Annotated in this window: 24 protein-coding genes and 1 other RNA gene; 12 read left to right on the top strand and 13 right to left on the bottom strand. The window is 75.1% G+C overall.

Going from position 1 to position 24,206, the window contains the following annotated elements; genetic code table 11:
* Positions 1-245: 245 nt before the first annotated feature.
* On the bottom strand, positions 246-902 hold the full coding sequence (locus ACFRMQ_RS17165; RefSeq protein ID WP_380731282.1) for a class I SAM-dependent methyltransferase: 657 nt from the start codon (positions 900-902) through the stop codon (positions 246-248).
* A gap of 190 nt (positions 903-1,092) precedes the next feature.
* On the opposite strand from ACFRMQ_RS17165, the gene ACFRMQ_RS17160 reads away from it, so the two are divergent.
* A complete protein-coding gene (locus tag ACFRMQ_RS17160) occupies positions 1,093-2,175 on the top strand; it encodes an alcohol dehydrogenase catalytic domain-containing protein (protein ID WP_380731281.1) in 1,083 nt (360 codons plus the stop codon).
* Positions 2,176-2,268: 93 nt separating this feature from the next.
* Here the strand turns inward: ACFRMQ_RS17160 and ACFRMQ_RS17155 are convergent, their stop codons facing one another.
* Both ACFRMQ_RS17155 and ACFRMQ_RS17150 read right to left on the bottom strand, forming a co-directional pair.
* Positions 2,269-2,442 carry a hypothetical protein gene (locus ACFRMQ_RS17155; protein WP_380731280.1) on the bottom strand — a complete coding sequence of 58 codons (174 nt, stop codon included), beginning with the start codon at positions 2,440-2,442 and terminating at the stop codon, positions 2,269-2,271.
* A gap of 422 nt (positions 2,443-2,864) precedes the next feature.
* Entirely contained in the window at positions 2,865-4,853 is a 1,989-nt protein-coding gene (locus ACFRMQ_RS17150; protein ID WP_380731279.1) for an alpha/beta hydrolase family protein, read from the bottom strand.
* An 876-nt stretch (positions 4,854-5,729) separates the two neighbouring features.
* Between ACFRMQ_RS17150 and ACFRMQ_RS17145 the strand changes: the two genes are divergently transcribed.
* From ACFRMQ_RS17145 to ACFRMQ_RS17135, 3 genes are read left to right on the top strand one after another with little or no spacing between them, the layout of a single operon-like run.
* Entirely contained in the window at positions 5,730-6,566 is an 837-nt protein-coding gene (locus ACFRMQ_RS17145) for a Nif3-like dinuclear metal center hexameric protein (protein WP_380731278.1), read from the top strand.
* Positions 6,567-6,589: 23 nt separating this feature from the next.
* Positions 6,590-7,333 carry a zinc ribbon domain-containing protein gene (locus ACFRMQ_RS17140; protein WP_380731277.1) on the top strand — a complete coding sequence of 248 codons (744 nt, stop codon included), beginning with the start codon at positions 6,590-6,592 and terminating at the stop codon, positions 7,331-7,333.
* Between the two features lie 4 nt (positions 7,334-7,337).
* On the top strand, positions 7,338-8,477 hold the full coding sequence (locus ACFRMQ_RS17135) for a bifunctional RNase H/acid phosphatase (protein ID WP_380731276.1): 1,140 nt from the start codon (positions 7,338-7,340) through the stop codon (positions 8,475-8,477).
* 72 nt (positions 8,478-8,549) lie between these two features.
* On the opposite strand, the gene yaaA is transcribed toward ACFRMQ_RS17135, so the two are convergent.
* Together yaaA and ACFRMQ_RS17125 are read right to left on the bottom strand one after the other, a co-directional pair.
* Positions 8,550-9,335 (bottom strand): peroxide stress protein YaaA, encoded by a 786-nt coding sequence (gene yaaA / locus ACFRMQ_RS17130; protein WP_380731275.1) that lies wholly within the window; start codon positions 9,333-9,335, stop codon positions 8,550-8,552.
* A 39-nt stretch (positions 9,336-9,374) separates the two neighbouring features.
* Complete coding sequence (locus ACFRMQ_RS17125) at positions 9,375-9,827, bottom strand: DUF3995 domain-containing protein (RefSeq protein ID WP_380731274.1); 453 nt, start codon at positions 9,825-9,827, stop codon at positions 9,375-9,377.
* A 166-nt stretch (positions 9,828-9,993) separates the two neighbouring features.
* Between ACFRMQ_RS17125 and ACFRMQ_RS17120 the strand changes: the two genes are divergently transcribed.
* Together ACFRMQ_RS17120 and rnpB are read left to right on the top strand one after the other, a co-directional pair.
* A complete protein-coding gene (locus tag ACFRMQ_RS17120; RefSeq protein ID WP_380731273.1) occupies positions 9,994-11,478 on the top strand; it encodes an MFS transporter in 1,485 nt (494 codons plus the stop codon).
* Between the two features lie 13 nt (positions 11,479-11,491).
* An RNA gene (gene rnpB / locus ACFRMQ_RS17115) (RNase P RNA component class A) lies at positions 11,492-11,889 on the top strand.
* 154 nt (positions 11,890-12,043) lie between these two features.
* Here the strand turns inward: rnpB and ACFRMQ_RS17110 are convergent.
* Both ACFRMQ_RS17110 and ACFRMQ_RS17105 read right to left on the bottom strand, forming a co-directional pair.
* Positions 12,044-12,301, bottom strand: a complete 258-nt coding sequence (locus ACFRMQ_RS17110; protein WP_380731272.1) for a Prokaryotic metallothionein — start codon at positions 12,299-12,301, stop codon at positions 12,044-12,046.
* Positions 12,302-12,397: 96 nt separating this feature from the next.
* The gene (locus ACFRMQ_RS17105) at positions 12,398-12,796 is read right to left on the bottom strand and encodes an ACT domain-containing protein (RefSeq protein WP_380731271.1); all 399 of its coding nucleotides are present in this window, start codon (positions 12,794-12,796) and stop codon (positions 12,398-12,400) included.
* A gap of 161 nt (positions 12,797-12,957) precedes the next feature.
* Between ACFRMQ_RS17105 and ACFRMQ_RS17100 the strand changes: the two genes are divergently transcribed.
* Positions 12,958-13,641 (top strand): PadR family transcriptional regulator, encoded by a 684-nt coding sequence (locus ACFRMQ_RS17100; RefSeq protein ID WP_380731270.1) that lies wholly within the window; start codon positions 12,958-12,960, stop codon positions 13,639-13,641.
* 22 nt (positions 13,642-13,663) lie between these two features.
* Here ACFRMQ_RS17100 and ACFRMQ_RS17095 read toward each other — a convergent pair whose 3' ends face one another.
* Positions 13,664-13,861 (bottom strand): hypothetical protein, encoded by a 198-nt coding sequence (locus ACFRMQ_RS17095; RefSeq protein ID WP_380731269.1) that lies wholly within the window; start codon positions 13,859-13,861, stop codon positions 13,664-13,666.
* A gap of 40 nt (positions 13,862-13,901) precedes the next feature.
* The gene (locus tag ACFRMQ_RS17090) at positions 13,902-14,120 is read right to left on the bottom strand and encodes a hypothetical protein (protein WP_380697809.1); all 219 of its coding nucleotides are present in this window, start codon (positions 14,118-14,120) and stop codon (positions 13,902-13,904) included.
* Positions 14,121-14,543: 423 nt separating this feature from the next.
* Here ACFRMQ_RS17090 and ACFRMQ_RS17085 point away from each other — a divergent pair, with 423 nt between their 5' ends.
* Positions 14,544-15,239, top strand: coding sequence for a bifunctional DNA primase/polymerase (locus tag ACFRMQ_RS17085; RefSeq protein WP_380731268.1), 696 nt, complete (start codon positions 14,544-14,546; stop codon positions 15,237-15,239).
* A 34-nt stretch (positions 15,240-15,273) separates the two neighbouring features.
* Here the strand turns inward: ACFRMQ_RS17085 and map are convergent, their stop codons facing one another.
* Positions 15,274-16,119, bottom strand: coding sequence for a type I methionyl aminopeptidase (map, locus tag ACFRMQ_RS17080; RefSeq protein WP_380731267.1), 846 nt, complete (start codon positions 16,117-16,119; stop codon positions 15,274-15,276).
* Positions 16,120-16,224: 105 nt separating this feature from the next.
* Here map and ACFRMQ_RS17075 point away from each other — a divergent pair, with 105 nt between their 5' ends.
* Positions 16,225-16,455 carry a hypothetical protein gene (locus ACFRMQ_RS17075; RefSeq protein WP_380731266.1) on the top strand — a complete coding sequence of 77 codons (231 nt, stop codon included), beginning with the start codon at positions 16,225-16,227 and terminating at the stop codon, positions 16,453-16,455.
* Between the two features lie 124 nt (positions 16,456-16,579).
* Here ACFRMQ_RS17075 and ACFRMQ_RS17070 read toward each other — a convergent pair whose 3' ends face one another.
* Complete coding sequence (locus tag ACFRMQ_RS17070) at positions 16,580-17,917, bottom strand: MFS transporter (protein WP_380731265.1); 1,338 nt, start codon at positions 17,915-17,917, stop codon at positions 16,580-16,582.
* 121 nt (positions 17,918-18,038) lie between these two features.
* Positions 18,039-18,668 (bottom strand): hypothetical protein, encoded by a 630-nt coding sequence (locus ACFRMQ_RS17065; protein ID WP_380731264.1) that lies wholly within the window; start codon positions 18,666-18,668, stop codon positions 18,039-18,041.
* 47 nt (positions 18,669-18,715) lie between these two features.
* On the opposite strand from ACFRMQ_RS17065, the gene npdG reads away from it, so the two are divergent.
* Positions 18,716-19,408, top strand: a complete 693-nt coding sequence (gene npdG / locus ACFRMQ_RS17060) for an NADPH-dependent F420 reductase (RefSeq protein ID WP_380731263.1) — start codon at positions 18,716-18,718, stop codon at positions 19,406-19,408.
* A gap of 113 nt (positions 19,409-19,521) precedes the next feature.
* Positions 19,522-19,713 carry a hypothetical protein gene (locus ACFRMQ_RS17055; RefSeq protein ID WP_380731262.1) on the top strand — a complete coding sequence of 64 codons (192 nt, stop codon included), beginning with the start codon at positions 19,522-19,524 and terminating at the stop codon, positions 19,711-19,713.
* A 19-nt stretch (positions 19,714-19,732) separates the two neighbouring features.
* On the opposite strand, the gene ACFRMQ_RS17050 is transcribed toward ACFRMQ_RS17055, so the two are convergent.
* Positions 19,733-20,548 carry a site-2 protease family protein gene (locus tag ACFRMQ_RS17050; RefSeq protein ID WP_380731261.1) on the bottom strand — a complete coding sequence of 272 codons (816 nt, stop codon included), beginning with the start codon at positions 20,546-20,548 and terminating at the stop codon, positions 19,733-19,735.
* A gap of 179 nt (positions 20,549-20,727) precedes the next feature.
* Between ACFRMQ_RS17050 and ACFRMQ_RS17045 the strand changes: the two genes are divergently transcribed.
* Positions 20,728-24,126: a BTAD domain-containing putative transcriptional regulator gene (locus ACFRMQ_RS17045; protein ID WP_380731260.1), complete on the top strand. Its 3,399-nt coding sequence runs from the start codon at positions 20,728-20,730 to the stop codon at positions 24,124-24,126.
* Positions 24,127-24,206: the final 80 nt, after the last annotated feature.

Raw genomic sequence — 24,206 nt, 5'->3', positions numbered from 1 at the left:
CCTCCGGGCCGGGCCCGCCGCCGGCAGCGCGCTGCGGGCCACGCACCCAGCCGCCGGCGCCGCCGCGCGCGGTGGGGTCCCAGACCGCCGGAGCGCTGTTCTGCTGGTCCGTCATGTCGCTGCTGGCCCCCACCGTCCGCCGATGCTCTGCCTGGTGCTGCGCGCCACCGTACCGTTCGAATCCACGCCCGACAGCCCCGGCACGACGTTAGAGCATCGGGGCGGGGCGGCGGGGACGGCGGTTCCTACCGGGCGGCGCGGCGCAGGACGCGCAGGGAGCCGGTCACCGAGACCTCCTCGAAGCCCTCGTCGAGCGCCCGCAGGTACACCCGGTACGGAGCCTGGCCGCCGTCCGCAGGGTCCGGGAAGACGTCGTGCACCACCAGCAGGCCCTCCGGCGCCAGGTGCGGCACCCAGCCCTCGTAGTCACCGCTCGCGTGCTCGTCGGTGTGGCCGCCGTCGATGAACACCAGGCCCAGCGGGCGCCCCCAGAGCGCGGCGATCCGCGGCGAGCGGCCGACCAGGGCCACCACGTACTCCTCCAGCCCGGCGGCGTGCAGGGTGCGGCGGAAGCGCGGCAAGGTGTCCATCAGCCCGACCTCGGGGTCGACCAGGCTCGGGTCGTGGTACTCCCAGCCGGGCTGCTGCTCCTCCGAGCCGCGGTGGTGGTCGACGGTCAGCGCGACCGTCCCGGCCTCCCGGGCCGCCGCCGCGAGCAGGATCGCCGAGCGGCCGCAGTAGGTGCCGATCTCCAGCACCGGCAGCCCGGTGGTGCCGGCCGCCGTCAGCGCCGCCGCGTACAGCGCGAGCCCCTCGTCCGACGGCATGAAACCGGTGGCCGACTCGAACGCCGCCAGCACCTCGGGCGCCGGGGCCGCGGCCCTCTCCAGCAGGTCGGACATGCGGTGCTCCTCGGGGCAGGGTGTGGGCGGACGTGCACGGACCCTACTCGACGGTAGTGGGTGCCGCCGCGCCGGGGAGCGGGGGCGGCCCCCGGGGGTGGAACGCGTTCTCGTCGCGAGCCGCCGCCCGTGCCAGAATCGGCGCGACCGCCGATCCGAGGCAGACACCAGGAACCCCGGGAGCAGCACCATGCGCGCAGCCGTCCTGCACAAGACCGGCCAGGAGACCCTCGACGTCCGCGAGGACGTGACGGCGATCGGCTTCGGACCGGGCACCGTGCGGGTCCGGATGCGCGCCGCGAGCCTCTGCCACTCGGACCTCTCCGCGATGAGCGGCGTGCTGCCCCAGCCCGCTCCGTTCGTCCCCGGGCACGAGGGCGCCGGCGACGTGGTGGAGGTCGGCGAGGGCGTCACCGGCCTCGCCGTCGGAGACCGGGTGGCACTCTGCTGGATGGCCCCGTGCGGCCGCTGCGACCACTGCCTGCGCGACCGGGGCCACCTGTGCGTCGCCAGCCTGCGCGGTCTCGGCGCCCCGGGTTTCCTGATCGCCGAGGGAGGGCTGAGCGCCTCCGGCTTCTACGGCACCGGGGCCTTCGCCGAGGAGGTCGTGGTCGCGGCGAACGCCGTCATCAAGGTGCCCGCCGACCTCCCCTACGAGGCCGCCGCGCTGATCGGCTGCGGGGTGACCACGGGCATCGGCGCCGCCGTCAACACCGCCCGGGTCGAGCCCGGCGCCTCCGTCGCGGTGATCGGGGCGGGCGGGGTCGGGGTGGCCACCGTGCAGGGCGCCCGGGTCTGCGGCGCCGGACGGATCACCGTGGTCGACCCGGTGGCCTCGCGCCGCGAACGCGCCCTGGCCTTCGGTGCCACCGAGGCGATAGCGCCCGAGGAGCTGAAGGCGGCGGCCAAGCGGCTGCCCGGCGGCGGCTTCGACTACGTCTTCGAGGCGGTCGGCCGCGCGGCCACCGTCCGGGCCGGCTACGAGGCCGCCCGGCGCGGCGGCGCGGTGGTGGTGATCGGCGCGGGCGCGCAGGACGACCTCGCGCGGTTCACCATGGGCGAGCTGTTCTTCAACGAGAAGCGCCTGCTGCCCTCGCTCTACGGCGGGGCGACGGTGGCGCGCACCGTCGGACTGGTCGTGGACCTCTGGCGGGCCGGACGGATCGACCTCGACGGCATGGTCACCCACCGGGTGGGGCTCGCGCAGGTCAACGAGGCGCTCGCGCAGATGCGCGGCGGGGAGGCGCTGCGCACGGTCGTGACGATGGGCTGAGGCGGCTCGACGGGGCGTACGGACACGCGGCGAGGGCCCGCGGGATGAGCGGCTGCTCTCCACCACGGGCCCTCGGAGGTCGTGCGGGTGCGGTCAGCCCCGCGCCCCGGCCGCGCGGTGGCGGCCGTGCGGGTCGGTCTCCGGGCTGTCGTCGGCGGCGGAGCCACCGCGGTGGCGGCCGTACGCGGCGGCGTCCTTGGCCGTCTTCTCGTCGGCGTCGGTCCCGGTAACCGCGGGTCCGGTGGTGTCGGTGAGGGTGTCGGACATGAGATTCGTCTTTTCCGTGCGGAGGGTGCAGGTCATCGGCGCCCGGCCGGCGCGGGTGGCGCACGGCCCGGTCCCCGATCGGGCGCTCGGTACGCGCCCGTAGCCGGTGATCGCGGCCCGCCCCGGCCACCGAAACGGCCGGGACGGACGAGATCCTATGCGAGATCCTGACGCGCGTCCTGTGCTGGTCCGGGGCGTCGGAACGGGCGGGTGGCCGACCGGCTCGCGGCGCGCCGGGGGCGGCACTTGGCGATCGCCGGACCGGTCCGCCGGGCGCCTGCGGGCCGTCCGGCGGCGGCGCGCCGGCCGCGCCCGGGCCGCGGCGAGTTCACCCGGATCGCCCAGCGTGCCGTGGGTCGAACGCACCTGTCGTCCCCGGGCAGGTTCGGGCGGCTCGGCCCGGACGGCCCGGCGAGGTCGGCTCAGCCCGGACGGCCGGTCCGCAGGAACGCGGCCAGCAGTTCGTGCAGCACGGCGGCGCCCTCGTCCGCGAGCACCTCGTGTCCGGAGCCGGCCGCCTCGACGTACCGGAAGTCCTCGCCCTCGACCCGGCCGATCCGCAGCAACTCGTGCCGCAGCGCGCGGGACTGGCTCACCGGCACCACCTCGTCCCGGCTGCCGTGCACCATCAGCAGCGGCGCGTTCAGCCGGTGCGCCAGCTGCATGAGGTCGCGCGGTCCCCGGGCGTCGGCGATCGGTTCGCCGCCGCCCAGCCGGGTGGTCAACGCCCGGACCGGCGGCGCCGCTTCGGCCAGCAGCCGGGCACCGGACAGGAACGGCGCGACCACCGCGCAGCGGGAGACCTGCTCGGCCGGCGCGTGCGCGGCCGCCAGCAGCGCCAGGAAGGCGCCGTAGCTGACCCCGAAGAGGGCCGGCGGTTCCAGGCCGAGCGCGGCGCGCTGGCCGGCGATGCCGTCCAGCAGGTGCAGCACGTCGTCCAGGTCGGGCCCGCCCCAGGCGCCCCGGATGGCCAGCGCGTGCGCCACGCCGTAGCCGGTGGAGCCGCGCTGGTTCGGCGCGACCACCGCCAGGCCCTCGGCGGCCATCCGCTGGAGCGCCGGGTCGAACTCCAGCCGCCAGGCGTCCGCCGGGCCGCCGTGCAGCGCCAGTACCAGGTGCGGGCTGCTCAGCCAGGCGTCCCCGCCGTACACCACGGCCTCCAACGGCCCCGCCGGGCCGGCCAGTTCGAGGCTCTGCGCGGGCTGCCAGCGGCCGCCTTCACCGGGCGGGGGGCTGCCGTCGAGCCGCCAGCCGGCCGGCTCGGTGCTGACCGGGCGCACCCCGCCGGGCTGCCAGGGCGGCCCGGCGTTCTGCCACGGTCCGGGCAACCCCGAGGCCAGCGGGGCGAGTTGGAGCGGGAGCGGCGCCGGGCCGGAGACGGGCGGGAGCGGGCCGTGCGCCAGCAGCGCGTCCACGTCCAGGGTGGCCAGCGCCGCCGGGTGGTCGGGCGAGGAGTACGGCAGCCGCAGCCCCGCCCCGCCCCAGTGCCCGACCGTGCCGAGCCGTCCGGGCGGCACCGGCAGCGGGTCCAGCCGCCCGGCCGACGGCCGCCACAGCGCGAGCGCGGAGCCCGCGCCGTGGTCGATCTGCACCGCGACCCGGGGGCCGTCCGCTCCGGTGCGCAGCGCGACCGGCCGCAGTGGCAGGCCTGCGACGTGCAGGCATTCCGGGAACCGCAGTGGTTCCCCGGTGCCGAGGACGCCCCAGCCGAGCCGGTCGGAGCCGGGCGCGTCGCTGCGCACCATGGCGAACCGGCTGTCCGGGTCGAACAGCACCAGCCGGTCGTTGCTCCGCGGGCCGATCTCCAGCAGCGGGGTGGTGCGGTCGCCGCCGCGCAGGTCGAGCACCACGCTGCGGATCAGGCCCGCGTTCACCCGGTCCAGCGCGAGCAGCGTGCCGGTGCGGTCCAGCCAGGTGCCGCCGCCGTGCAGGCCCGGGATCTCGGCGACCCGCTCGGGCTCGCTGCCGTCCGTCCGCACCAGCCAGGCGGTGGTCGCCGGGCGGGTGTCGCTGCCGAGCGCGACCGCCACCGGCGTCCGGGGGCCGGACCCGGGTGCCGCCGGGAGCGGCAGCAGGCGCAGTCCGGTCATCCGCACCGACCCCAACCGCTCCTCCACGGTGGCGTTCCCGCCGGCGGAGAGGCGGATCAGGTCGTGTCGTTCGCCGTCGTGCCGGCAGATCAGCACCGAGCCGTCCGGCAGGGCGAGCAGTTGGGAGCGAGGGCTCTCCGAGCGGTTGCCGGGCAGTGGCAGCGCGGTCGGCACGGCCGGTCCGCCGTCCTGCGGCAGCCGCCAGCTCTCCGCGTACCAGCCGCTGTCGGCGAAGGAGGCCAGGCAGGCGGCGTGGCCGCCGTCGGCGGCGAAGGTGAAGCCGGCCCGGCGCAGGGCCCGGGTCGCGGTCCGGGTGGCCACGTTCACGCTCCGCTCACCCCGCCCGCATCATGGGGGAACCGGTGCCCGGCCAGTGGTGCCGGGGCCGGTCGCACGGCCGTCCCATCGTCCGACGGCTGTCCGGTGATTCGTTCCTGCACCAGGGGGGCGGGTTCGTCCCGCCCGACCGGCGGGAGGGGGAGGGGCGCCGGCCCCCGGCCCGGCGGTGAGGGTGACGCGGACGGCCCGACCGGACGCCGGAAGCCACCGACGGTGACCTCCCCGTCACCGCGGCCTCCCGGGCCTCCGGCGCCGGCCGGTGCCGCCCGCGTCACCCCGGGCCACGAACCGGCCGCATCCGGTCCGCGCCCCGTCGATGCCCCGCCCGCAGCAGCGCGCAGCGATGTGTCCGACCCCATGCGCCTTCACATCCCTTCGTCTGTTGCCGCCTCGGTGGTTGCTCCGTCCGGGGCGATGAGGACGAGGCCTCTCGACCGGCGGAGCCCGGGGCACCCTCGGCCGGCGTCCTCGACCGACGCCTGCTGACCGACGGAGCCGGGCCCGCGCCGCGGGGGGTGCCCGTCCGGCCCTCCTCTCGGGGCCTCGGGGCAACTCCCCTTCGCAGGAGTGAAGTTAGTTTCGGGAAAACCGGCGGCTCAACAGGGATTCGGTCACTTCACTCGTAAGGGTGCAAAGGTGTGGTTCCGCATGCGTGCGAGAACCCTGCTGTGAGTAACGGGCGCCCGGCGCGCGAGCACACGCGGAGCGCGCGGAGCCGGCCGAGCGCCTCCTGTCGCGGATTGACGCGCACCCGTACGCCCGTGACACCCGCGTCCGGGCACCCGCGACCGTGGTCCCCCGCCCACCCCCGAACCGGCCGGGGCCCGGACGCCCCCGTGCGCACGGTAGTCTCGACAGGTGCCGAAACTGTCCGACGTCATCACCGCGCTCGAAGAGGTCTACCCGCCGCAGTGGGCGGAGTCCTGGGACGCCGTCGGCCTGGTCTGCGGAGACCCTCAGGCCGAGGTCAGCCGCGTGCTGTTCGCCGTCGACCCCGTCCAGGCGGTCGTCGACGAGGCCGTGGAGTGGGGCGCCGACCTCGTGGTCACCCACCACCCCCTCTACCTGCGCGGCACCACCAGCGTCGCCGCCACCGGCTTCAAGGGCCGGGTGGTGCACACGCTGATCACCAACGGCATCGCCCTGCACGTCGCCCACACCAACGCCGACCACGCCGACCCGGGCGTCTCGGACGCGCTCGCCGAGGCGGTCGGCCTTCGGGTCACCGGCCCGCTGGTGGCGGACCCGAGCGACCCGCTGGGCCGCCGCGGCAGCGGCCGGATCGGCCTGCTGGAGCCCCCGCTGACCCTGGCCGCCTTCGCCGCCCAGGTCGCGAAGGGCCTGCCCGCCACCGCCGCCGGCGTCCGCGTCTCCGGCGCCCCGGACCGGCTGGTCAGCCTGGTCGCGGTGTGCGGCGGCTCGGGCGACGGCTTCCTCGCGGACGTCCGGGCGGCCGGCGTGGACGCCTACCTGACGGCCGACCTGCGCCACCACCCGGCCTCCGAGGCCACCGAGGCGGCGCCCGTCGCGCTGCTCGACGCCGCCCACTGGGCCACCGAGTGGCCCTGGCTCGCCCTGGCCGAGCGGGCCCTGCTGGCCGCCGCCGACGGGCGCGGCTGGGCCGTGGAGACCAAGGTCTCCCACCGGGTCACCGACCCGTGGACCGCGCACGCCCCCATGTCCTTCACCGCCTGACCCGATTCACAGGAGCTCTCCGCTTGAACGCCGCGCCCGCCGACCAGATCCGCCTGCTCGACCTCCAGGCCATCGACTCGAAGCTCGACCAGCTGGCCCACCGGCGCCGGAGCCTGCCCGAGCACGCCGAGATCGACAAGGCCACCGCCGACCACACCGCGCTCAAGGACCTCGTCGTCGCCGCCGAGGCCCAGAAGGGCGACACCGCCCGCGAGCTGACCAAGGCCGAGCAGGACGTCGAGCAGGTCCGCACCCGTGCCGACCGCAACCAGCAGCGCCTGGACTCCGGCGCGATCACCTCGCCGAAGGACCTGGAGAACCTCCAGCACGAGATCGGCTCGCTCGCCAAGCGCCAGGCCGACCTGGAGGAGGTCGTGCTGGAGGTCATGGAGCGCCAGGAGAGCGCCGTCACCCGGGTCGAGGAGCTGTCCGCCCGCCTGGAGCACTCCACCGTCGTGCTCAAGGAGGCCGAGGGCCGCCGCGACGCCTCCTTCGCCGAGATCGACACCGAGGCCGACAAGGTCAAGCGCGACCGCGAGACCGTCGCCACCGTCATCCCGGCCGACCTGCTGAAGGTCTACACCAAGCTGCGCGAGACCCAGGGCGGCGTCGGCGCGGCCCGTCTCTACCAGCGCCGCTGCGAGGGCTGCCGCACCGAGTTCTCGATCACCGAGCTGAACGCCATCAAGGCCGAGCCGGCCGACAAGGTGGTCCGCTGCGAGAACTGCTCGCGGATCCTGGTCCGCACCGCCGACTCGGGCGCCTGAGCCGGTGGCGGCGCGCTTCATCGTCGAAGCCGACGGCGGGTCCCGGGGCAACCCGGGGCCGGCCGGCTACGGCGCGGTGGTCCGCGACGGGGACACCGGGCAGATCATCGCCGAGGCCGCCGAGTTCATCGGCCACGCCACCAACAACGTGGCCGAGTACAAGGGTCTGATCGCCGGGCTGAGGGCCGCCCGCGAGCTGGACCCGGACGCCTCGGTGGACGTCCGGATGGACTCCAAGCTGGTCGTCGAGCAGATGTCCGGGCGCTGGAAGATCAAGCACCCCGACATGCAGCCGCTCGCCGCCGAGGCGCGCACCGTCTTCCCGCGCGGCCGGGTCGCGTACACCTGGATCCCGCGCGAGCGGAACAAGGACGCCGACCGGCTGGCCAACGAGGCGATGGACGCGGGCAAGGCCGGGCGCCAGTGGGAACCCCGCAAGGCCGTCGCCGCCGCCACCACCGAAGAGCCGCCGCCGGAGACCGCCGCCCCCAAGGCCGGCTGGGCCGCGCCCGCCGACCTGGGCACCCCCACCACCTTCGTCCTGCTGCGCCACGGCGAGACCCCGCTCACCCCGGAGAAGCGTTTCTCCGGCAGCGGCGGCAGCGACCCGGAGCTCTCCGACAAGGGCCGCTGGCAGGCCGAGCGGGCCGCCGAGGCCTTCGCCGCGCGCGGCAGCGTCCAGGCGGTCGTCGCCTCCCCGATGCGCCGCACCCGGCAGACCGCCGAGACCGTCGCCGCCCGGCTCGGCCTGGAGGTCCGGTACGAGGACGGGCTGCGCGAGGTCGACTTCGGCGACTGGGAGGGCCTGACCTTCGCCGAGGTGCGGGAGCGTTACCCGGACGACCTGACCGCCTGGCTCGGCTCCGCCAAGGCCAAGCCGACCGGCGGCGGCGAGAGCTTCACCACGCTGACCCACCGGGCCGGCGTCGCCCGGGACAAGATCCTCGCCCGGTACGCGGGGAAGACCGTGCTGGTGGTCTCGCACGTCAGCCCGATCAAGACCCTGGTCCGGCTGGCGCTCGGCGCCCCGCCGGACTCGATGTACCGGATGGAGCTGTCCGCCGCCTCGATCTGCGCCGTCCAGTACTACGCGGACGGCAACGCCTCGGTGCGGCTGCTCAACGACACCTCGCACCTGCGCTGACCCCACCGGGGTGCACCGGCCTCATCGGTGCGCCCCGGTCCCGGCACGTCCCGGTCCCGGCACGTCCCGGCCTCAGTGCACCTCGGTGACCACCACGTCCAGCTGCCACGGCTTGCGGGCGGTGCCCTCCGCCGCGAGTTCGACGCGGTGGCCCAGCTCCAGCAGCGCGTCCATCAGCTCGCCGGGGGTCTTCGGCTCGGCCCCGGCCGTCAGCAGGTCCCGGACGATCCGCCCCTTGGTCGCCTTGTTGAAGTGGCTGACCACGCCGCGCTTGCCGTTCCGTTCCTGGAGCACCCGGACGGTCGCGGTCCGCGAGGCCACCTCGCCGGACGGCTTCCAGGCCGCCGCGTAGGCGGAGCTGCGCAGGTCCAGCACCAGCCCGTCCGCGACCTCCGGAAGCACGGAGGTCATCGCGCTCCGCCAGTACGCCCCGAGCGCCCCCAGCTCGGGGAGCTTCACGCCCATCGAGCAGCGGTAGGACGGAATCCGGTCGGAGATCCGCACGGCGCCCCAGAGGCCGGAGAAGACCAGCAGCGAGCGCCCGGCCCGGTCGTACGCGGCGGCGTCCAGGGTGGCCAGACCGAGGTTGTCGAACAGCACCCCGGTGTACACCTCGCCCGCCGGACGGGCACCGGCCGTCGGCAGCCCGGCGTTCTTGGCGATCTCGCCGCGCAGGCCGGGGGAGAGGCCGAGCACCTCGGCGGCGGTGTCCTCGTCGCCCCGGCACAGGCCCACCAGCGCGTCCAGCACCGCACCGCGCGCCGCCGTCAGCCCGGGCAGCGACAGCCCGTCCAGCGCCACCGGCGCGCCGTCCCCGGACCCGGCCTTGCCCTCGGACGGCGGCAACAGCACCAGCACAGCGGACTCCCTCGACGATTGGCGGCGAACCCCGCCACCCTACTGCGGCCGCCGTCCCGCCCCCGCCCCCGCGACCACCGCGGCCCCGGCCCCCAGCGCCACGCACAGCGGCGAGTAGTACCGGACGTTCAGCCGCCGGAAACGCGCCGAACGCTCGCTCACCCGCCCGAACACCACCGGCCCGGCCACCCCGCGCGCCAGCATCACCCCCGCCACCGCCCGTACCCCGGCCCGTCGCAGGCACGCCGGCCCCACCGCCGGCAGCACCCCGGCCTCCGCCGCCACCAGGTACGCCCCGGCTCCCAGTGCCCCGGCCACCGCGAGGCAGGCCGCTGCCGGAGGCACTCCCCCGCCCGCCCCCACCACGGTGTCCGCGAACTCCTCCGGCGTCCGCAGCGGCCAGGGCGTCACCGCCCACACCGCGTGCAGCACCCCGGTCGCCCCCAGCACTCCCGCCACCACGCCCCCGGCCACCCGCACGGCACCGCTCATCGCCCGAACCCCCTTCGTACACGGCCACGTCCCCCCACCGTACGAGCCCTTACGCCGGCCCCGTCCGCGCCCCGTCCGCCCCCGTCCGGTCCGGTCCGCCCCGGCGCCGCCACCCGGACGGGCCGTCCGTCCGCCCCGGTCCGGCCCGCGGTGGGAGGATCGGTCCGTGCCCGATCCCCAGTCGCCCGTCCCCGGACCGCGCCGCCGGCTGCTCGTCCTCGCGATCTGCTGCCTGAGCCTGTTCATCGTCGGCCTCGACAACACCGTGGTGAACATCGCCCTGCCGGTGATCCAGCGGGACCTGGACGCCCCGGCGTCCGGACTCCAGTGGATCATCGACGCCTACACCCTGGTGCTGGCCTCGCTGCTGATGCTGTTCGGCTCGGTGGCCGACCGCTTCGGCCGCCGCCGGGTGTTCCAGACCGGCCTGGTCTGCTTCGCGCTCGGCTCGCTGCTGTGCAGCCTGGCGCCCAGCCTGGGGTGGCTGGTGGCGTTCCGGGCGCTCCAGGCGGTGGGCGGCTCGATGCTCAACCCGGTGGCGATGTCGATCATCACCAACACCTTCACCGACCCGAAGGAGCGGGCCCGGGCGATCGGCGTCTGGGGCGGCGTGGTCGGCATCTCGATGGCGCTCGGCCCGCTGCTCGGCGGCTTCCTGGTGGACGGCGCGGGCTGGCCGTCGATCTTCCTGATCAACGTCCCGGTGGCGCTCGCCGCCATCGCGCTGACCGCCCGCTACGTCCCGGAGTCCCGCGCGCCCCGCGCGCGCCGGCTGGACCCGGTGGGGCAGCTGCTGATGATCGTGCTGCTCGGCTGCGGCACCGCCGCGATCATCGAGGGCCCGGGCAACGGCTGGACCTCCCCGCTGATCCTCGCCCTGACCGCGACCGCGGTGGCCGCGCTGATCGTCTTCCCGCTCTGGGAACGGCGGGTGGCCGAACCGCTGGTGGACCCGCGGTTCTTCGCCAGCGCGCCGTTCACCGGCGCCGCCGTCACCGCGGTCTGCGCCTTCGCCTCGCTCGGCGGCTTCCTCTTCCTCAGCACCCTCTACCTCCAGGACGTCCGGCACTACAGCCCGGTCGAGGCCGGCCTGTGGACGCTGCCGATGGCCGGGATGATGCTGGTCTGCGCGCCGCTGTCCGGGCGGATCGTCGGCAGCCGCGGCCCGCGGGTGCCGCTGGTGGCGGCCGGGCTCGGCATCGCCGCCAGCGGGCTGCTGCTCACCCGGCTCGCCGCCGACTCCCCGGCGGCGCTGCTGCTGGTCGCGTACGCGCTGTTCGGCTTCGGCTTCGGCATGGTGAACGCGCCGATCACCAACGCCGCGGTGTCCGGCATGCCGCGCGCCCAGGCGGGTGTGGCGGCCGCGGTGGCCTCGACCAGCCGTCAGATCGGCCAGTCGCTGGGCGTGGCGGTGATCGGTACGGTCGTCACCTCGGCCGTGGCCGGTTCGGTCGCGACCGGGTTCGCCCCGGCCAGCCACGTGGGCTGGTGGATCCTGGCCGGCCTCGGCGGCGCCGTCCTGGTCCTGGGTCTGGCCACCACCACCGCCCGGGCGAGCGCGTCGGCGGCCCGGGTGGCCGCCCGCCTCGGCTCCGAGGTGCCGGCCGCCCGGTCCGGTGTACGGGAGGCGCCGCCCGAGCGGCTACGATGACCACTACGGCGGAAGAGCCGGCCGGGCGGTCGCGACGGGTCCCAGACCCGCCGAGGAACGTCCGGGCTCCACAGAGCAGGGTGGTGGGTAACGCCCACCCGGGGTGACCCGCGGGACAGTGCCACAGAAAACAGACCGCCCACCGCTTCACGTGGTGGGTAAGGGTGAAACGGTGGTGTAAGAGACCACCAGCGACCGGGGTGACCCGGCCGGCTAGGTAAACCCCACCTGGAGCAAGGTCAAGATCGGTGCCCTCGGGTGCCGTGCGCGAGTGTTCGAGGGCTGCTCGCCCGAACTCGCGGGTAGACCGCACGAGGCTGTCGGCAACGGCAGTCCTAGATGGATGGCCGCCTCCCCGGGCCGCGCGAGCGGCCCAGGAGACAGAACCCGGCGTACAGGCCGACTCTTCCGTCGCCCGAACCTTCGAAGGCCCTCCGGTCCGCGCCAGTCGCGCGGACCGGAGGGCCCTCGTGCGTCGGCCGGCGTCACGGTGGGGGCGGCCGGCGCCGGAGGGCTCGGGTGGCGACGTGGCCCGGCGGGTCGAGGAGGCGGCCGGGCTTCCCTCCTACGCGGGGTGGGCGCCGACGGCGTCGCGGATCTGGTCGCCGAGGCCGCCGTTGACGCGGGCGCAGTGGGCGCAGCAGAAGAACATGCCGGCGACTTCGACGCCGTGGCCGACGATCCGGACGTCGCACTGCTCGCAGCGCGGGGCGAGCTTCTCCATCGCGCACTCGAAGCTGTCGAAGGTGTAGGTGTCGCCGGTGACCGTCCTGATCTCGAAGGCCAGCCAGTAGTCGTTGCCGCAGGTGACGCAGATGGCCATGGCGGCCGTCTCCTTCCGGTGGGGCCGGCGGCTCTGGGTCGCCGCGCGGTCACCTCCAGTCTTGGAGGCTTCCGGGGAGACGGCCACTCGGCGTCGTCAGGCGGAGCGGGCGGCGAGTTCCTCCAGGGCCCGGACGGCGCGGTCGGCGTCGTCGGCGGCGACGAACAGGTGGTCGTGGTGGAAGCCGGCCACCACGTTGCAGCTGATGCCGTCCTCGGCGAGGCGGCCGGAGACGGCGGCGGTGAGGCCGACGGCCTCCAGGGCGGAGTGGATCCGCAGGGTGATCCAGGCCGCGACGTACTCGTAGCGCAGCCCGAGCGCGTCCGCCTCCTCCTGGGTGACCACCACCGTCACCCCTTCGGGTTCGGCGACGGTCACCACCGGCCGCATGCCGGCGGGCACCCGTGCGGGGAGCGTGCAGTAGACGTACCGCCCCGGGTTGAGCTGCGGGCTCATCCCGCGTAGCAGCGTCGCAAGGTCTCGTTCTGCGGCCATGCCCGCCACCGTAGCGGCTGCTCGGGGAGTTCGCGCCGGTTCGCGGGCGTGTCGGATCGTTGACGAGCGACAGTCGCCGATATATCGTCGAGCTATCGAGACAGTGACTCGACTGTTTCGTCGAACCTCATGAACCTCATGGATTCCAGGAGGTGGGCGCGATGCGCTCAGAACGTCAGGACGGACGATTCCGCTGGGAGGGGCCGCGCGGCGGAGGCCGGCGCCGCGGTCCGGGCCCGGAGTTCCGGGGGATGCCCGGGGCGGGCACCGAGGGCCGGGAGGCGTTCGGCGGGTTCGGCCCGCCGTTCGGCGGCGGCCCCGGCCGGCCGATGGGCGGCCCGTACGGGCACGGCTTCGGCGGACACGGCGGCCGGCGCGGCGGTCCGCACGCGCGGCGCGGCGGCCGGGCCCGGCGCGGTGACGTCCGGGCCTCGCTGCTGGCTCTGCTCAAGGAGCGGCCGATGCACGGCTACGAGATGATCGCCGAGATCGCCGAGCGGACCGGCGGGGCCTGGCGGCCCAGCCCGGGGTCGATCTACCCCAACCTCCAGCTGCTGGAGGAGGAGGGTCTGATCACCGCGGAGGAGGTCGGCGGCAAGCGGCTGGTCTCGCTCACCGAGGCGGGCCGCGCCGAGGCCGACGCCGGACCCGCCGAGCCGTGGGCGGAGGCCGGCCGGGAGGTCGACTGGGAGGCCGTCCAGGAGGTCGGGCAGGCACTCGCCGCCGTCGACCAGGCGATCCGCCAGGTCATGGCCACCGGGACCCCGGCGCAGCGCACCAAGGGCCTGGCGGTGCTGACCGAGGCCCGCAAGAAGCTGTACCTGATCCTCGCCGAGGACGACTGACCGGCCCGGGGGCGGGCGGTGCTCAGGGGTGGATCGCGAACAGCGCCAGGCACACCAGCAGCAGCACCGCCCAGCCGAACCAGAGCCAGGCGTCCGGACCGATCACCACCGTGTAGACGCAGATCGCCGCGAGCAGGACCGCCGTCACCCCGGCGACCTGCCGGTTGTGGTGGGCGACCGCTCCGGAGTGGTTCCGCCGGTGCCGTACCGTCCTCGCCATGCCGGCCTCCCGGGGGAGAGTTCGCGGGAGGCGGCGGCCGTCAGCCGGAGGCCGCCTCGTCGTACTCGTAGCGCCAGAACCAGCTCAGGCCCCGAACCTGCTTGCTCCGGACGTACACCAGTGTGCGCGCGGGCACCCCGTCGTGCGCGGGGACCGGGACCTTGTACTTCTTGGGCACGCCGAGCATCGGGCCCAGCGGGATGGGGAGGACCCGTCCGTCCAGGGGGCCGCCGACGAATGCGGTGTCCGCGCTCTTCATCCCTCCAGGGTCTCACCTCCGGGGGTGGCCCGGGACCGGCCCCGGGGCGGGGAACCGGGGGAGCCGGGGGCCGGCGCCGCGAGTGTGACCGGAGAGGCACCGCCCCCGGTCATCCGGAGGCCCTCCGCACCCTTATCCTTCCTGTTACGCCCTCGGGGTCCACCCGGGTCAGCGGGCCCCGTACGGGTCGGGCGAGGCGCGAATCCGCGCGCCCTCCGGCCGATTTGGCGCGGACAGCGTGCTGCCGCGACTGCGTAGCGTGACCCGGGCGTCGGCCGTCCGGTGACCCCGGGCCGCGGCCGACAGGGCGCGGACGTCAGGGCCGAGCACCCCGGGAAGCAGACGGGGGCGCCGTGCGTTGCGTCGAGTGGTACGTCGAACGCTGTGTCGCACCAGGCACGGCAGTTGCGCGGAAGGGGCCCGATGGAAGCCGGCAGCAGGTGGACGACCTGGTGGCAGAAGCGTGATCGTCAGCGGGCGGGGGGCGCGGACGGGCCGGCCGCCGGACTCGATCAGCTGCTCGGCGCGGTGCGCGCCGGATTCCCGCTCGCGCCGGCCGCCCATCCGGCCGGCTACCGGTGTTCCTGTGACCGGGTGGCCTGTCCGGCCCCGGCCCAGCATCCGGTCTCCTTCGCCTGGCAGACCCAGGCCACCACCGACACCGAGCAGCTCTCCCGCTGGCTCGCCCGTGACCCGGAAGCCAACTTCGTCACCGCCACCGGCCGGGTGCACGACGTGCTGGACGTCCCGGTCGAGGCCGGACGGCTCGCGCTGGAGCGGCTGACGGCGCTGGGCGTCGAGGGCCCGGTCGCCGCCGTCGGCGAGGACCGCTACCTGTTCTTCACCGCCACCCGCGGCACCCCGCAGGACGAGGACGAGTGGTGGCCGAGCGCGCTCGACTCCACCCCCGACACCATGTCCGAGCACCCCGGCCTGCGTTGGCACTGCCGCGGCTCGTACACCCTGCTGCCGCCGGCCGCGCTGCCGGACGGCTCCCGGGTGCGGTGGCTGCGTGGGCCCGAGCAGCCGCTGCCGGACCCGCTGCGCGTCCTGGACGTGCTCACCGACGCCTGCACCGAGGTGGGCGCCGTGGCCGAGGAGCAGTGGCTGATCGGCTGACGGCACCCGGGCGCCCCGGCGCGACGCCGTGCCGTTACGGCAGGGTGAGGATCTCCGCGCCGTCCGCCGTGACCACCAGGGTGTGCTCGAACTGGGCGGTGCGCTTGCGGTCCTTGGTGACGACCGTCCAGCCGTCCGGCCAGATCTCGTAGTCGTAGGTGCCCAGGGTCAGCATCGGCTCGATGGTGAAGGTCATGCCCGGCTTGATCACCTCGGTGGCCCGCTCGCTGTCGTAGTGCGGGATGATCAGGCCGGAGTGGAACGACGTGTTGATGCCGTGCCCGGTGAAGTCCCGCACCACGCCGTAGTCGAAGCGCTTGGCGTAGGACTCGATGACCCGCCCGATGACGTTGATCTGACGGCCGGGCTTGACCGCCTTGATCGCCCGGGCGAGGGATTCCCGGGTGCGCTCGACCAGCAGCCGGGACTCCTCGTCCACGTCGCCGACCAGGTAGGTGGCGTTGAGGTCGCCGTGCACCCCGTGGATGTACGCGGTGGCGTCGATGTTGACGATGTCGCCGTCCTGGAGCACGGTCGAGTCCGGGATGCCGTGGCAGATCACCTCGTTGATCGAGGTGCAGACGGACTTGGGGAAGCCCCGGTAGCCGAGGTCGGACGGGTAGGCGCCGTGGTCGCACATGTACGCGTGGGCGACGGCGTCCAGGGCGTCGGTGGTGACGCCGGGGGCGATCAGCTTGGCCGCCTCCTCCATCGCCCGGGCGGCGATCCCGCCGGCGATCCGCATCTTCTCGACCGTCTCGGCGGTCTGCACCTCGGGCCCGGTGTACGGCGTCGGCGCGGGCTTGCCGACGTACTCGGGGCGCGCGATGTGCGCCGGGACCTTGCGGGTGGGGGACTGGGTGCCGGGTACGAGAGCCATGCCGCGAGTCTAGTCGCCGGCCCCCGCCGCCCCCGGGCGGTGTGCGGCCCGTTCCCGGGCGGGGAATGATCGGTACCGACCCATCCTTCGGAACGGGAGAGCGCCATGCCCCTCGGATTCAACCGCAAGCCGACCGGCAAGCCCGGTGAGTGGTTCTACTGCATCAAGCACAACAAGGTGGAGGAGGGCCCGGAGTGCCCGGCGAAGGACCGCCTGGGCCCGTACGCCACCCCCGAGGAGGCCGCCCAGGCCCTGCGGATCGCGGACGAGCGCAACCGGGAGTGGCGCGACGACCCGCGCTGGAGCGACCGGCCGAAGGGCGAGGGCGCCGAGTAGCCCCGGCCGGGGCGCAGGTGTACACCCGACGGGCGGTCGGTGGTCCGGGCCGTCCGCGTCGGCCACCGCCCCACGGCCCACGGGACCTGACGGAGCGTCGAGGACGCCCCGGCCGGCGGGCTCGTCAGGTCGCCGGGGCGGCCTCCCGCGCGGCGCGCTCGTGTTCGGCGCGGACGGCGGCGGCGTGCGGGTCGGTGCGGTCGTCGTAGGCGAGGAGCTTCGGCAGGGCGGCGGCGACGGCGAGGACGGCGACCACGCAGGCCGCGCCGCCGGCCCAGACCGCGGCGCGCACGCCGACCAGCCCGGCCATGGTGCCGGCCCGGACCTGGCCGAGCTGGGGTCCGACGGAGTAGCTGAGCAGTTCGACCCCGGCCATCCGGCCGCGGACCTCGTCCGGGATGGACTGGTTCCACATGGTCGAGCGGGCGAGCCCGCTGATCTCGTCGGCGCCGCCGGCCAGCGCCAGGCCGAGCAGCACCACCCAGATGTGCTCGGTCAGTCCGGCGAGGGCCATCGACGCGCCCCAGGCGACGGCGGCGACCACCAGCAGCCGCCCGTGCCGGTGGACGCGGGAGGTCCAGCCGCTGGTCGCGCCGACCAGCAGGGCGCCCAGGGCCGAGGCCGCGTACATCGGGCCGAGCGCCCAGTCCGCCCCCAACTCCGAGGCCAGGAAGGGGAAGACGGCCACCGGGTAGGCGAACAGCATGGCGCAGACGTCGATCGCGTAGGTGCCGAGCAGGTCCTTGCGGCTCCACGCGTAGCGCACACCCGTCAACACCGCCCGGACCGACGGCCGTTCGGCCCCGGTCGGCGGCGGTACCGCCTTGATCCGGACGAGCAGCAGCAGTGAGACGGCGAAGGAGAGGACGTCCAGCGCGTACGCGGTCTGCACCCCGGCGAAGGCCACCACGACACCGGCCAGCGCCGGACCGGCCACCGAAGCGGCGTTGTGGTACAGCGACCTGAGGGCGAACGCGGCGGTCAGGTGCTGGTGCTGGACGAGCCGGGGCAGCAGGGAGTCCAGTGCCGGGCGCTGGATGCCGTCGGCGGCCGCGACCAGCGCGGCGACCAGGTAGATCGGCCAGAGCAGCGGGTTCGGCAGCAGGGCGTTGAGCAGCAGCAGCCCGGCCAGCAGGCCGAGCGCGACCTCCGACCGCAGCACCAGCTTGCGGCGGTCCAGGGCGTCGGCGAGGGCCCCGCCCCACAGGCCGAAGACGATCAGCGGCACGAGTTCGACGGCACCGATCAGGCCGACCGCGAACGAGGAGCCGGTGAGCTCCTTGATCTGCATCGGCACCGCGACGAGGGTCAGGAAGCCGCCGAAGCTGGTGATGCAGCCGGAGGTCCACAGGTAGCGGAAGTCGCGTGAGGCGCGCCAGGGGGAGAGGTCGGGTGTCAGCGAACCCAGCAGCCTCCGGGCGCGGCCGGGGGCGGGGGGCTGCGGTGGTTCGTCGGCGCTCACGAACGGTCATCCTCGACGGGCGGCGCCCGGTCCCGCAAAGGGTTTTCGACGGGGCGGTGAACCGGGGCGGTGAACCGGGCGCTGAACCGGGCGCTGAACCGACGGGCGGGCGGCCCCCGACTCACCAGCGGCTGATCGTCGGCGCCGAGAGCCGCCCGGCGAGACCGGCGAGCCGGTCCCGGACGGAGCGGCGGCCGCTGCGCTGTCCGGCGGCCACACTGACCAGGTGCTGGGCGAGGTCGAAGGGCTCCTCGTCGGCGGTGCCGACGGCCAGCAGCTCGTGCGCGAGGCCGCGGAGCTCGGCGAAGTCGCCGGGGCCGGTGGCATCGGCGGGGCCGCCGGCCCCGCCCCCGTCCAGGGCGAGCACCGTCGCGCCCTGCCGCCGGGCGTCGTGGAGCCGCTCCAGCAGCGGGCCGCCGGCCGCCGCCGGGGCCACCACCAGCACGGTGGCGCCGCGCCCGGCCTCGGTGAGCCGCGCCAGTCCGTGCGTCAGGTGGGCCGGGGCGTCGGCCGACGGATGGTGCCGCAGCAGGGTGGGCGCCAGCCGGGGGACGTCCGACCAGGAGGCCTCGTCGTCCAGGTGGGCGGCCAGGTGCCAGGGTTCGTACACCTCGGTGCCGACCAGCAGCAGTCCGCTCGCCCGGCGCCGTTCCACCGAGTGGCGCAACGCCCCGGCGAAGCCGCCGACCGCCTCCAGCCAGCCCGTTCCCGTCAGCCGGTCCCGGAGTGCCGCAACTCTCAGCGCGTCCATGCGGGCCAGGATGTCCCGCCGGTCCGGGGATTTGGCAAGATCGGCCCATGACTTCCCTCGATTCAGCGACAAACCCGGCCCACGAGGTGCCGGACGTCTCGCAGTTGGTGGTCGGTGTCCTCGGCGGCACCGGCGACCAGGGGCGGGGCCTGGCCCTCCGGCTGGCCAAGGCCGGCCAGCAGGTGATCATCGGCTCCCGCGACACCGCCCGGGCCGAGGCCTCGGCCGCCGACCTGGGCCTCGGCGTGCGCGGCTCCGACAACGCCACCGTCGCCCGGGAGAGCGACGTGGTGATCATCGCGGTCCCGTGGGACGGCCACGCCGCGACCCTGACCGCGCTGCGCGAGGACCTCGTCGGCAAGATCGTCGTGGACTGCGTCAACCCGCTCGGCTTCGACAAGCAGGGCGCCTACGCGCTGAAGCCGGAGGAGGGCAGCGCCGCCGAGCAGGCCGCCGCACTGCTGCCGGACTCCCGGGTCACCGCCGCCTTCCACCACCTCTCGGCGGTGCTGCTCCAGGACGAGTCGGTGGAGACCATCGACACCGACGTCATGGTGCTCGGCGACGACCGGGAGGCGACCGACGTCGTGCGCGGCCTGGCCGGGCGCATCCCCGGGATGCGCGGCGTCTTCGCCGGCCGACTGCGCAACGCCCACCAGGTGGAGGCGCTGGTGGCGAACCTGATCTCGGTCAACCGCCGCTACAAGGCCCACGCGGGCCTGCGGATCACCGACGTCTGACCCCCGGCCGCCGTGTCGACCTCACCCCTGGGCCCGTCCCGGAGGTGAGGTCGGCGACAATGGGTCCCGGCCGCAACCCGGCCGTCCGTACCCGGTCCTAGGAGTCCGCCGCCATGCCCCGCACGTCCGTGCTCGCCCTGATCGTCGTCGTCCTCGCGCTGGCCGCCGCCGTCTTCTCGCTGACCCAGGGTTTCTGGCTGGGCCTGATCTGGCTGCCGATGGCCGGCGTGGCCAGCAACGTGCTGTGGATGAACCGCCGCCGGGCGAAGATCGCCGAGGCCGCCGCGCTCGCCCAGCAGGGCTGACCGGACCGGAGGGCCCCGGTCAGCCCGTCCAGAACCTGAACAGCTCGTGGCCGATCTGGGCGTACACCCGGTCGACGCCGAGCAGCTCCATCACGCCGTACACGGCGTCGAAGAACAGCCTGTTCACCTGGGGCTGCCAGAGCAGGGCGAACACCGCGAGCATCCCGTACGGCGCGAACGGCTCGACCGCCCGCCGGGTCTTGTACGACAGCCAGGGCTCGACGATCCCGTAGCCGTCCAGGCCCGGCACCGGCAACAGGTTCAGCAGGGCCGCGCTCAACTGGAGCATGCCGAGGAAGCCCAGCGCCAGGGCGAGCGGCGAGACCATGAGCTCGTAGCCGTTCCAGGTCGTGTGCACCTCGGGGTCGTCCAGCCAGCCCGCGCTGACGGGGACCAGGATCAGCACCGCGGCGACCAGGTTCACCAGCGGCCCGGCCGCCGAGACCAGGCTGTGCTTGAGCCGCCCCTGGATGCGGTGCCGCTCGATCCAGACCGCGCCGCCGGGCAGACCGATGCCGCCGAGCAGCATGAACACGATCGGCAGCACGAAGCTGAGCAGCGCGTTGGCGTACTTCAGCGGGTTGAGGGTCAGGTAGCCCTTGGCGCCGACGGTGATGTCGCCGCCGTGCAGCGCGGTGCGCGCGTGGGCGTACTCGTGGAGGCAGAGCGAGACCATCCAGCCCGTCACCACGAACAGGAAGATCCCGAACCGCATGTTGCCGTAGCCGGAGTAGAGCGCCCACCCGGAGGTGCCGAGGGCGGCGAGGAGCACCCAGAACACCGGGCTGATCCGGCGGTCCTCGCTGCGGGAGCGCGGCGTGGCGGCGAAGGTCATGGCGGGAGAGCTCCGGGTTGTCCGAGGAAGGCGGGCAGGGGTCCGATCATGCCGGGCGGGCCGGTGACCGGACAAGCCGCTCCCGGTGAACGTCCGAGCGCGCCGTCGCGTTCCGGGCGCGGCCCGGGGCCCGGCACAAAGGTGCGGCCCTTCCCCCGGCGATCGACCAGAATGGTCCGGTGTACTACGGCATCCTCGGGACGACGACGGCCCACCACGACGACGGCACCCCGGTGCCCATCGGCGGCGCCCGGCTGCGGGCCCTGCTCGCCGCACTGGCCCTGCGGCAGGGCCGGCCGGTGCCGGCCGACGTACTGGTGGACGAGGTGTGGGAGGCCGAGCCGCCGCAGGACTCCTCCGCCGCCCTCCAGACCCTGGTCGGCCGGCTGCGCCGCACCATCGGCCGGGAGGAGGTCGGCTCCGGTCCGGCCGGGTACTGGCTGACCGGCCCGTCCGGCGACCTCGCCGACTTCCAGCGGCTGGCCGTCGAGGGCCGCCGGGCCCTGGACACCGAGGACCACCCGCTCGCCGCCGAGAAACTGCTCGCCGCCCTGGCGCTGTGGCGCGGCCCCGCCCTGGCCGACCTGCCGGACCGCACCGGCCCGGCCGCCCGGCTGGAGGCCCAGCGCGAGGAGGCCCGCCGCCACCGGATCACCGCCGACCTCGGCCTCGGCCGGGCCGCCGAGCTGGTCGCAGAACTCGCCGAGCTGTGCGAGCGGCAGCCGCTGGACGAACCGTTGCAGCTGCTGATGCTCCGGGCGCTGCACGAGAGCGGCCGGACGGCCGAGGCGCTGCGCCACTACGAGCGGACCAGGCGCGCCCTGGCCGAGGAGCTCGGCGTCGACCCGGGCCGCCGACTCCGTTCCCTGTACGCCGAGTTGCTCGCCCCGACGGACGCGACGGACCCGGTGGCCCCGACAGGCCCGGCCGCCCCGCCCGCTCAGCGGCCTCCGGCCGTCCCGGACGCGCCGCTGCCCCCGCGCCCCGGCGGCAACGTGCGCGGCCGGCTGACCAGCTTCGTCGGCCGGGAGGACGAACTCGCCGCCCTGCGCGGGATGCTGACGAGCCGTCGGCTGGTGACGCTCACCGGCCCCGGCGGCTCCGGCAAGACCAGTCTGTCGACCGAGGCCGGTCGCGCCGAGCAGTCCGTCGGGAACTGGCCGGACGGCGTCTGGGTGGCCGAACTCGCCCCGCTGGACAGCCCGGACGCGGTGCCCGCCGCCGTGGTCTCGGCGCTCGGCCTGCGCGAGATCGTGCTCCACACCAACAGCATGGTCGCCGAGGTGATCGAGAAGCGCGCCGAGGACCCGGTACGCCGATTGGTCGAGCACTGCGCCCACCGCCGAATGCTGCTCGTCCTGGACAACTGCGAGCACCTGATCCAGGCCGCCGCCGACCTCGCCGACGTCCTGCTCGCCGAGTGCCCCGGGCTGACCGTGCTCGCCACCAGCCGTGAGCCGCTGGGCGTGCCCGGCGAAACGGTACTGCCGGTCGAGCCGCTGCCCGACCCGGTCGCGCTGCGGCTGTTCGCCGAGCGCGCCGCCACCGCCCGTCCCGGCTTCGACCCGCAGGGCGACCCGGAGGCCTGCGCGGAGATCTGCCGCCGGCTGGACGGGCTGCCGCTGGCCATCGAGCTGGCCGCCGCCCGGCTGCGGGTGATGACCGCGCGCCAGATAGCCGACCGGCTCGACGGCCGGTTCGCGCTGCTCACGGCGGGCAGCCGCACCCTGCTGCCGCGCCAGCAGACCCTGCGCGCGGTGGTCGACTGGAGCTGGGACCTGCTGGGCAAGCGGGAGCGGGCGGTGCTGCGCCGGCTGTCGGTGTTCGCGGGCGGCTGGCAGCTGGAGGACGCCGAGGCGGTCTGCGCCGACGGCGCCGAGGTGGCCTCCGGCGAGGTCGCCGACCTGCTGCTGTCGCTGGTCGACAAGTCGCTGCTGGTCGCCGACCTGGACGGGGCCAGCCTGCCGCGCTACCGGATGCTGGAGACCATCCACGAGTACGCGACCGAGCGCCTCGCCGAGTTCGCCGCCGACCGCGCCGCCACCGAGGCCCGCCACCTGGCGCACTTCCGCGCCATGGTCGGCACCGCCGGCCGGGACGTCCACGGCCCCCGGCAGCTGCACTGGCTGGTGGTGCTGGACCGCGAACAGGACAACATCCGGGCCGCGCTGCGCCGGGCGATCGACCTCGGGGACGAGCAACAGGGGCTGGTGCTGACCATCGGCATGAGCTGGTACTGGTCGCTGCGCGGCTACGGCCTGGAGGCCCGCGGCTGGTACAACGCGGTCGCGGCCCTGGGCCGGGACCCGTTCGCCCCCGGCGCCCCGCCGGCGGTGCCGCTGGAGCGCGACGTGCTGGAGTACGGCGTCCCGATGCCCGAGGGCGTGGTCGAGGAGGCCCGCCGGCTGCTCACGATGTACCGGCTGATCGGGATGTTCGAGGGGAACCTGGAGGTCCTCGGCGACCCGGCCGCGGTCGAGACCGCCCAGCGGCTGATGGACGTCTACTCCCCGGAGCTGCCGCAGTCCTACCGCTTCCCGGCGATCATGCGGGTCTTCGGCGCCTTCCTGACCGGCCACATGGAGCTGATGATCGACCTGATGGAGGACGCGGTCCGCGGCTGCGAGGAGCACGGCAGCGCGAACGACCTGGCCTTCATCCTGCAGATCCGGGCCAAGATGATGAACGACTGGCCGGGCGGCGGGGAGCAGGGCATCCGGGACGGCGAGCGCTCCCTGGAGCTGTTCGAGCAGGCCGGGAACCTGTGGGGCGTCTCCCAGGCGCTGTCGGCCCGGGGCGAGTCGCTGGCCATCCGGGGCGAGGCCGAGGCGGCGGTCGCCGCGTACCGGCGGGCGATCGAACTGGTCGAGCGGCTGGGGGCGTCGCAGGAGGTGCCGATCCTGCGGGTGAACCTCGGCGGCGCCCTGATGGAGCTGGACCTGGACGGCGGGGAGCGGCTCATCCGGGAGACGGTGGAGGGCCTCGGGCCGCTGACCGCCAACCACGCCACGTCCGGTGCGGTGCTGTTCGGCCGGCTGACGCTGGCCGGCCTCCACGCCCAGCGCGAGGAGTACCCGCGGGCCCTGGCCGAGCTGGACCTGCTGGAGGGGGGCGGAGCGGGAGGCGTCGTGCCGGGCGCCCCGACAAGCGCCGCGCCGAGCATCGTGTCCGGGATGCTCACCGCCTCCCGGGGCTGGATCGTCGCCCGGTCCGGCGATCCGGACCGGGGGCTCGCCCTGCTCCGCGAGGGGCGGCGGACGCTGCTCTCGGTGACGAGGGCGTCCGGGTTCGCCGAGCAGATGACGATCATGGTGGTGCCCGCCGCGGCCGGGGTGCTGCGCGCCTTCGCCGAACGGGACGGCGACCTGGAGCGGGCCCGTACGGCGGCCGTGCTGCTCGGTGCGCACGGCGGGCTGAACGGCCCGAAGGGCGGCTACCTGGACCGCACCGAGCGCGAGCAGTCGGCCGCCGTGCTGCGGGGGCTGCTGGGCGAGGACGCGTACGGGGCGGCGTACCGCACCGGTGAGGGGATGACGCAGGAGCGGACTCAGCGGCTGCTGGACGAGCTGTTCGGCTGAGCCCGCTCGGCCGAGCTCTGAGCGGTCGAACGGCCGAGCGGCCGAGCGGCCGGCCGGGTGCCCGTCCCCTGGCACCCGGC

The organism is Kitasatospora sp. NPDC056783 (assembly GCF_042789895.1).
In the GTDB taxonomy this organism is placed as follows: Bacteria; Actinomycetota; Actinomycetes; order Streptomycetales; family Streptomycetaceae; genus Kitasatospora.
This window is presented reverse-complemented; position numbering and strand designations above follow the sequence as displayed.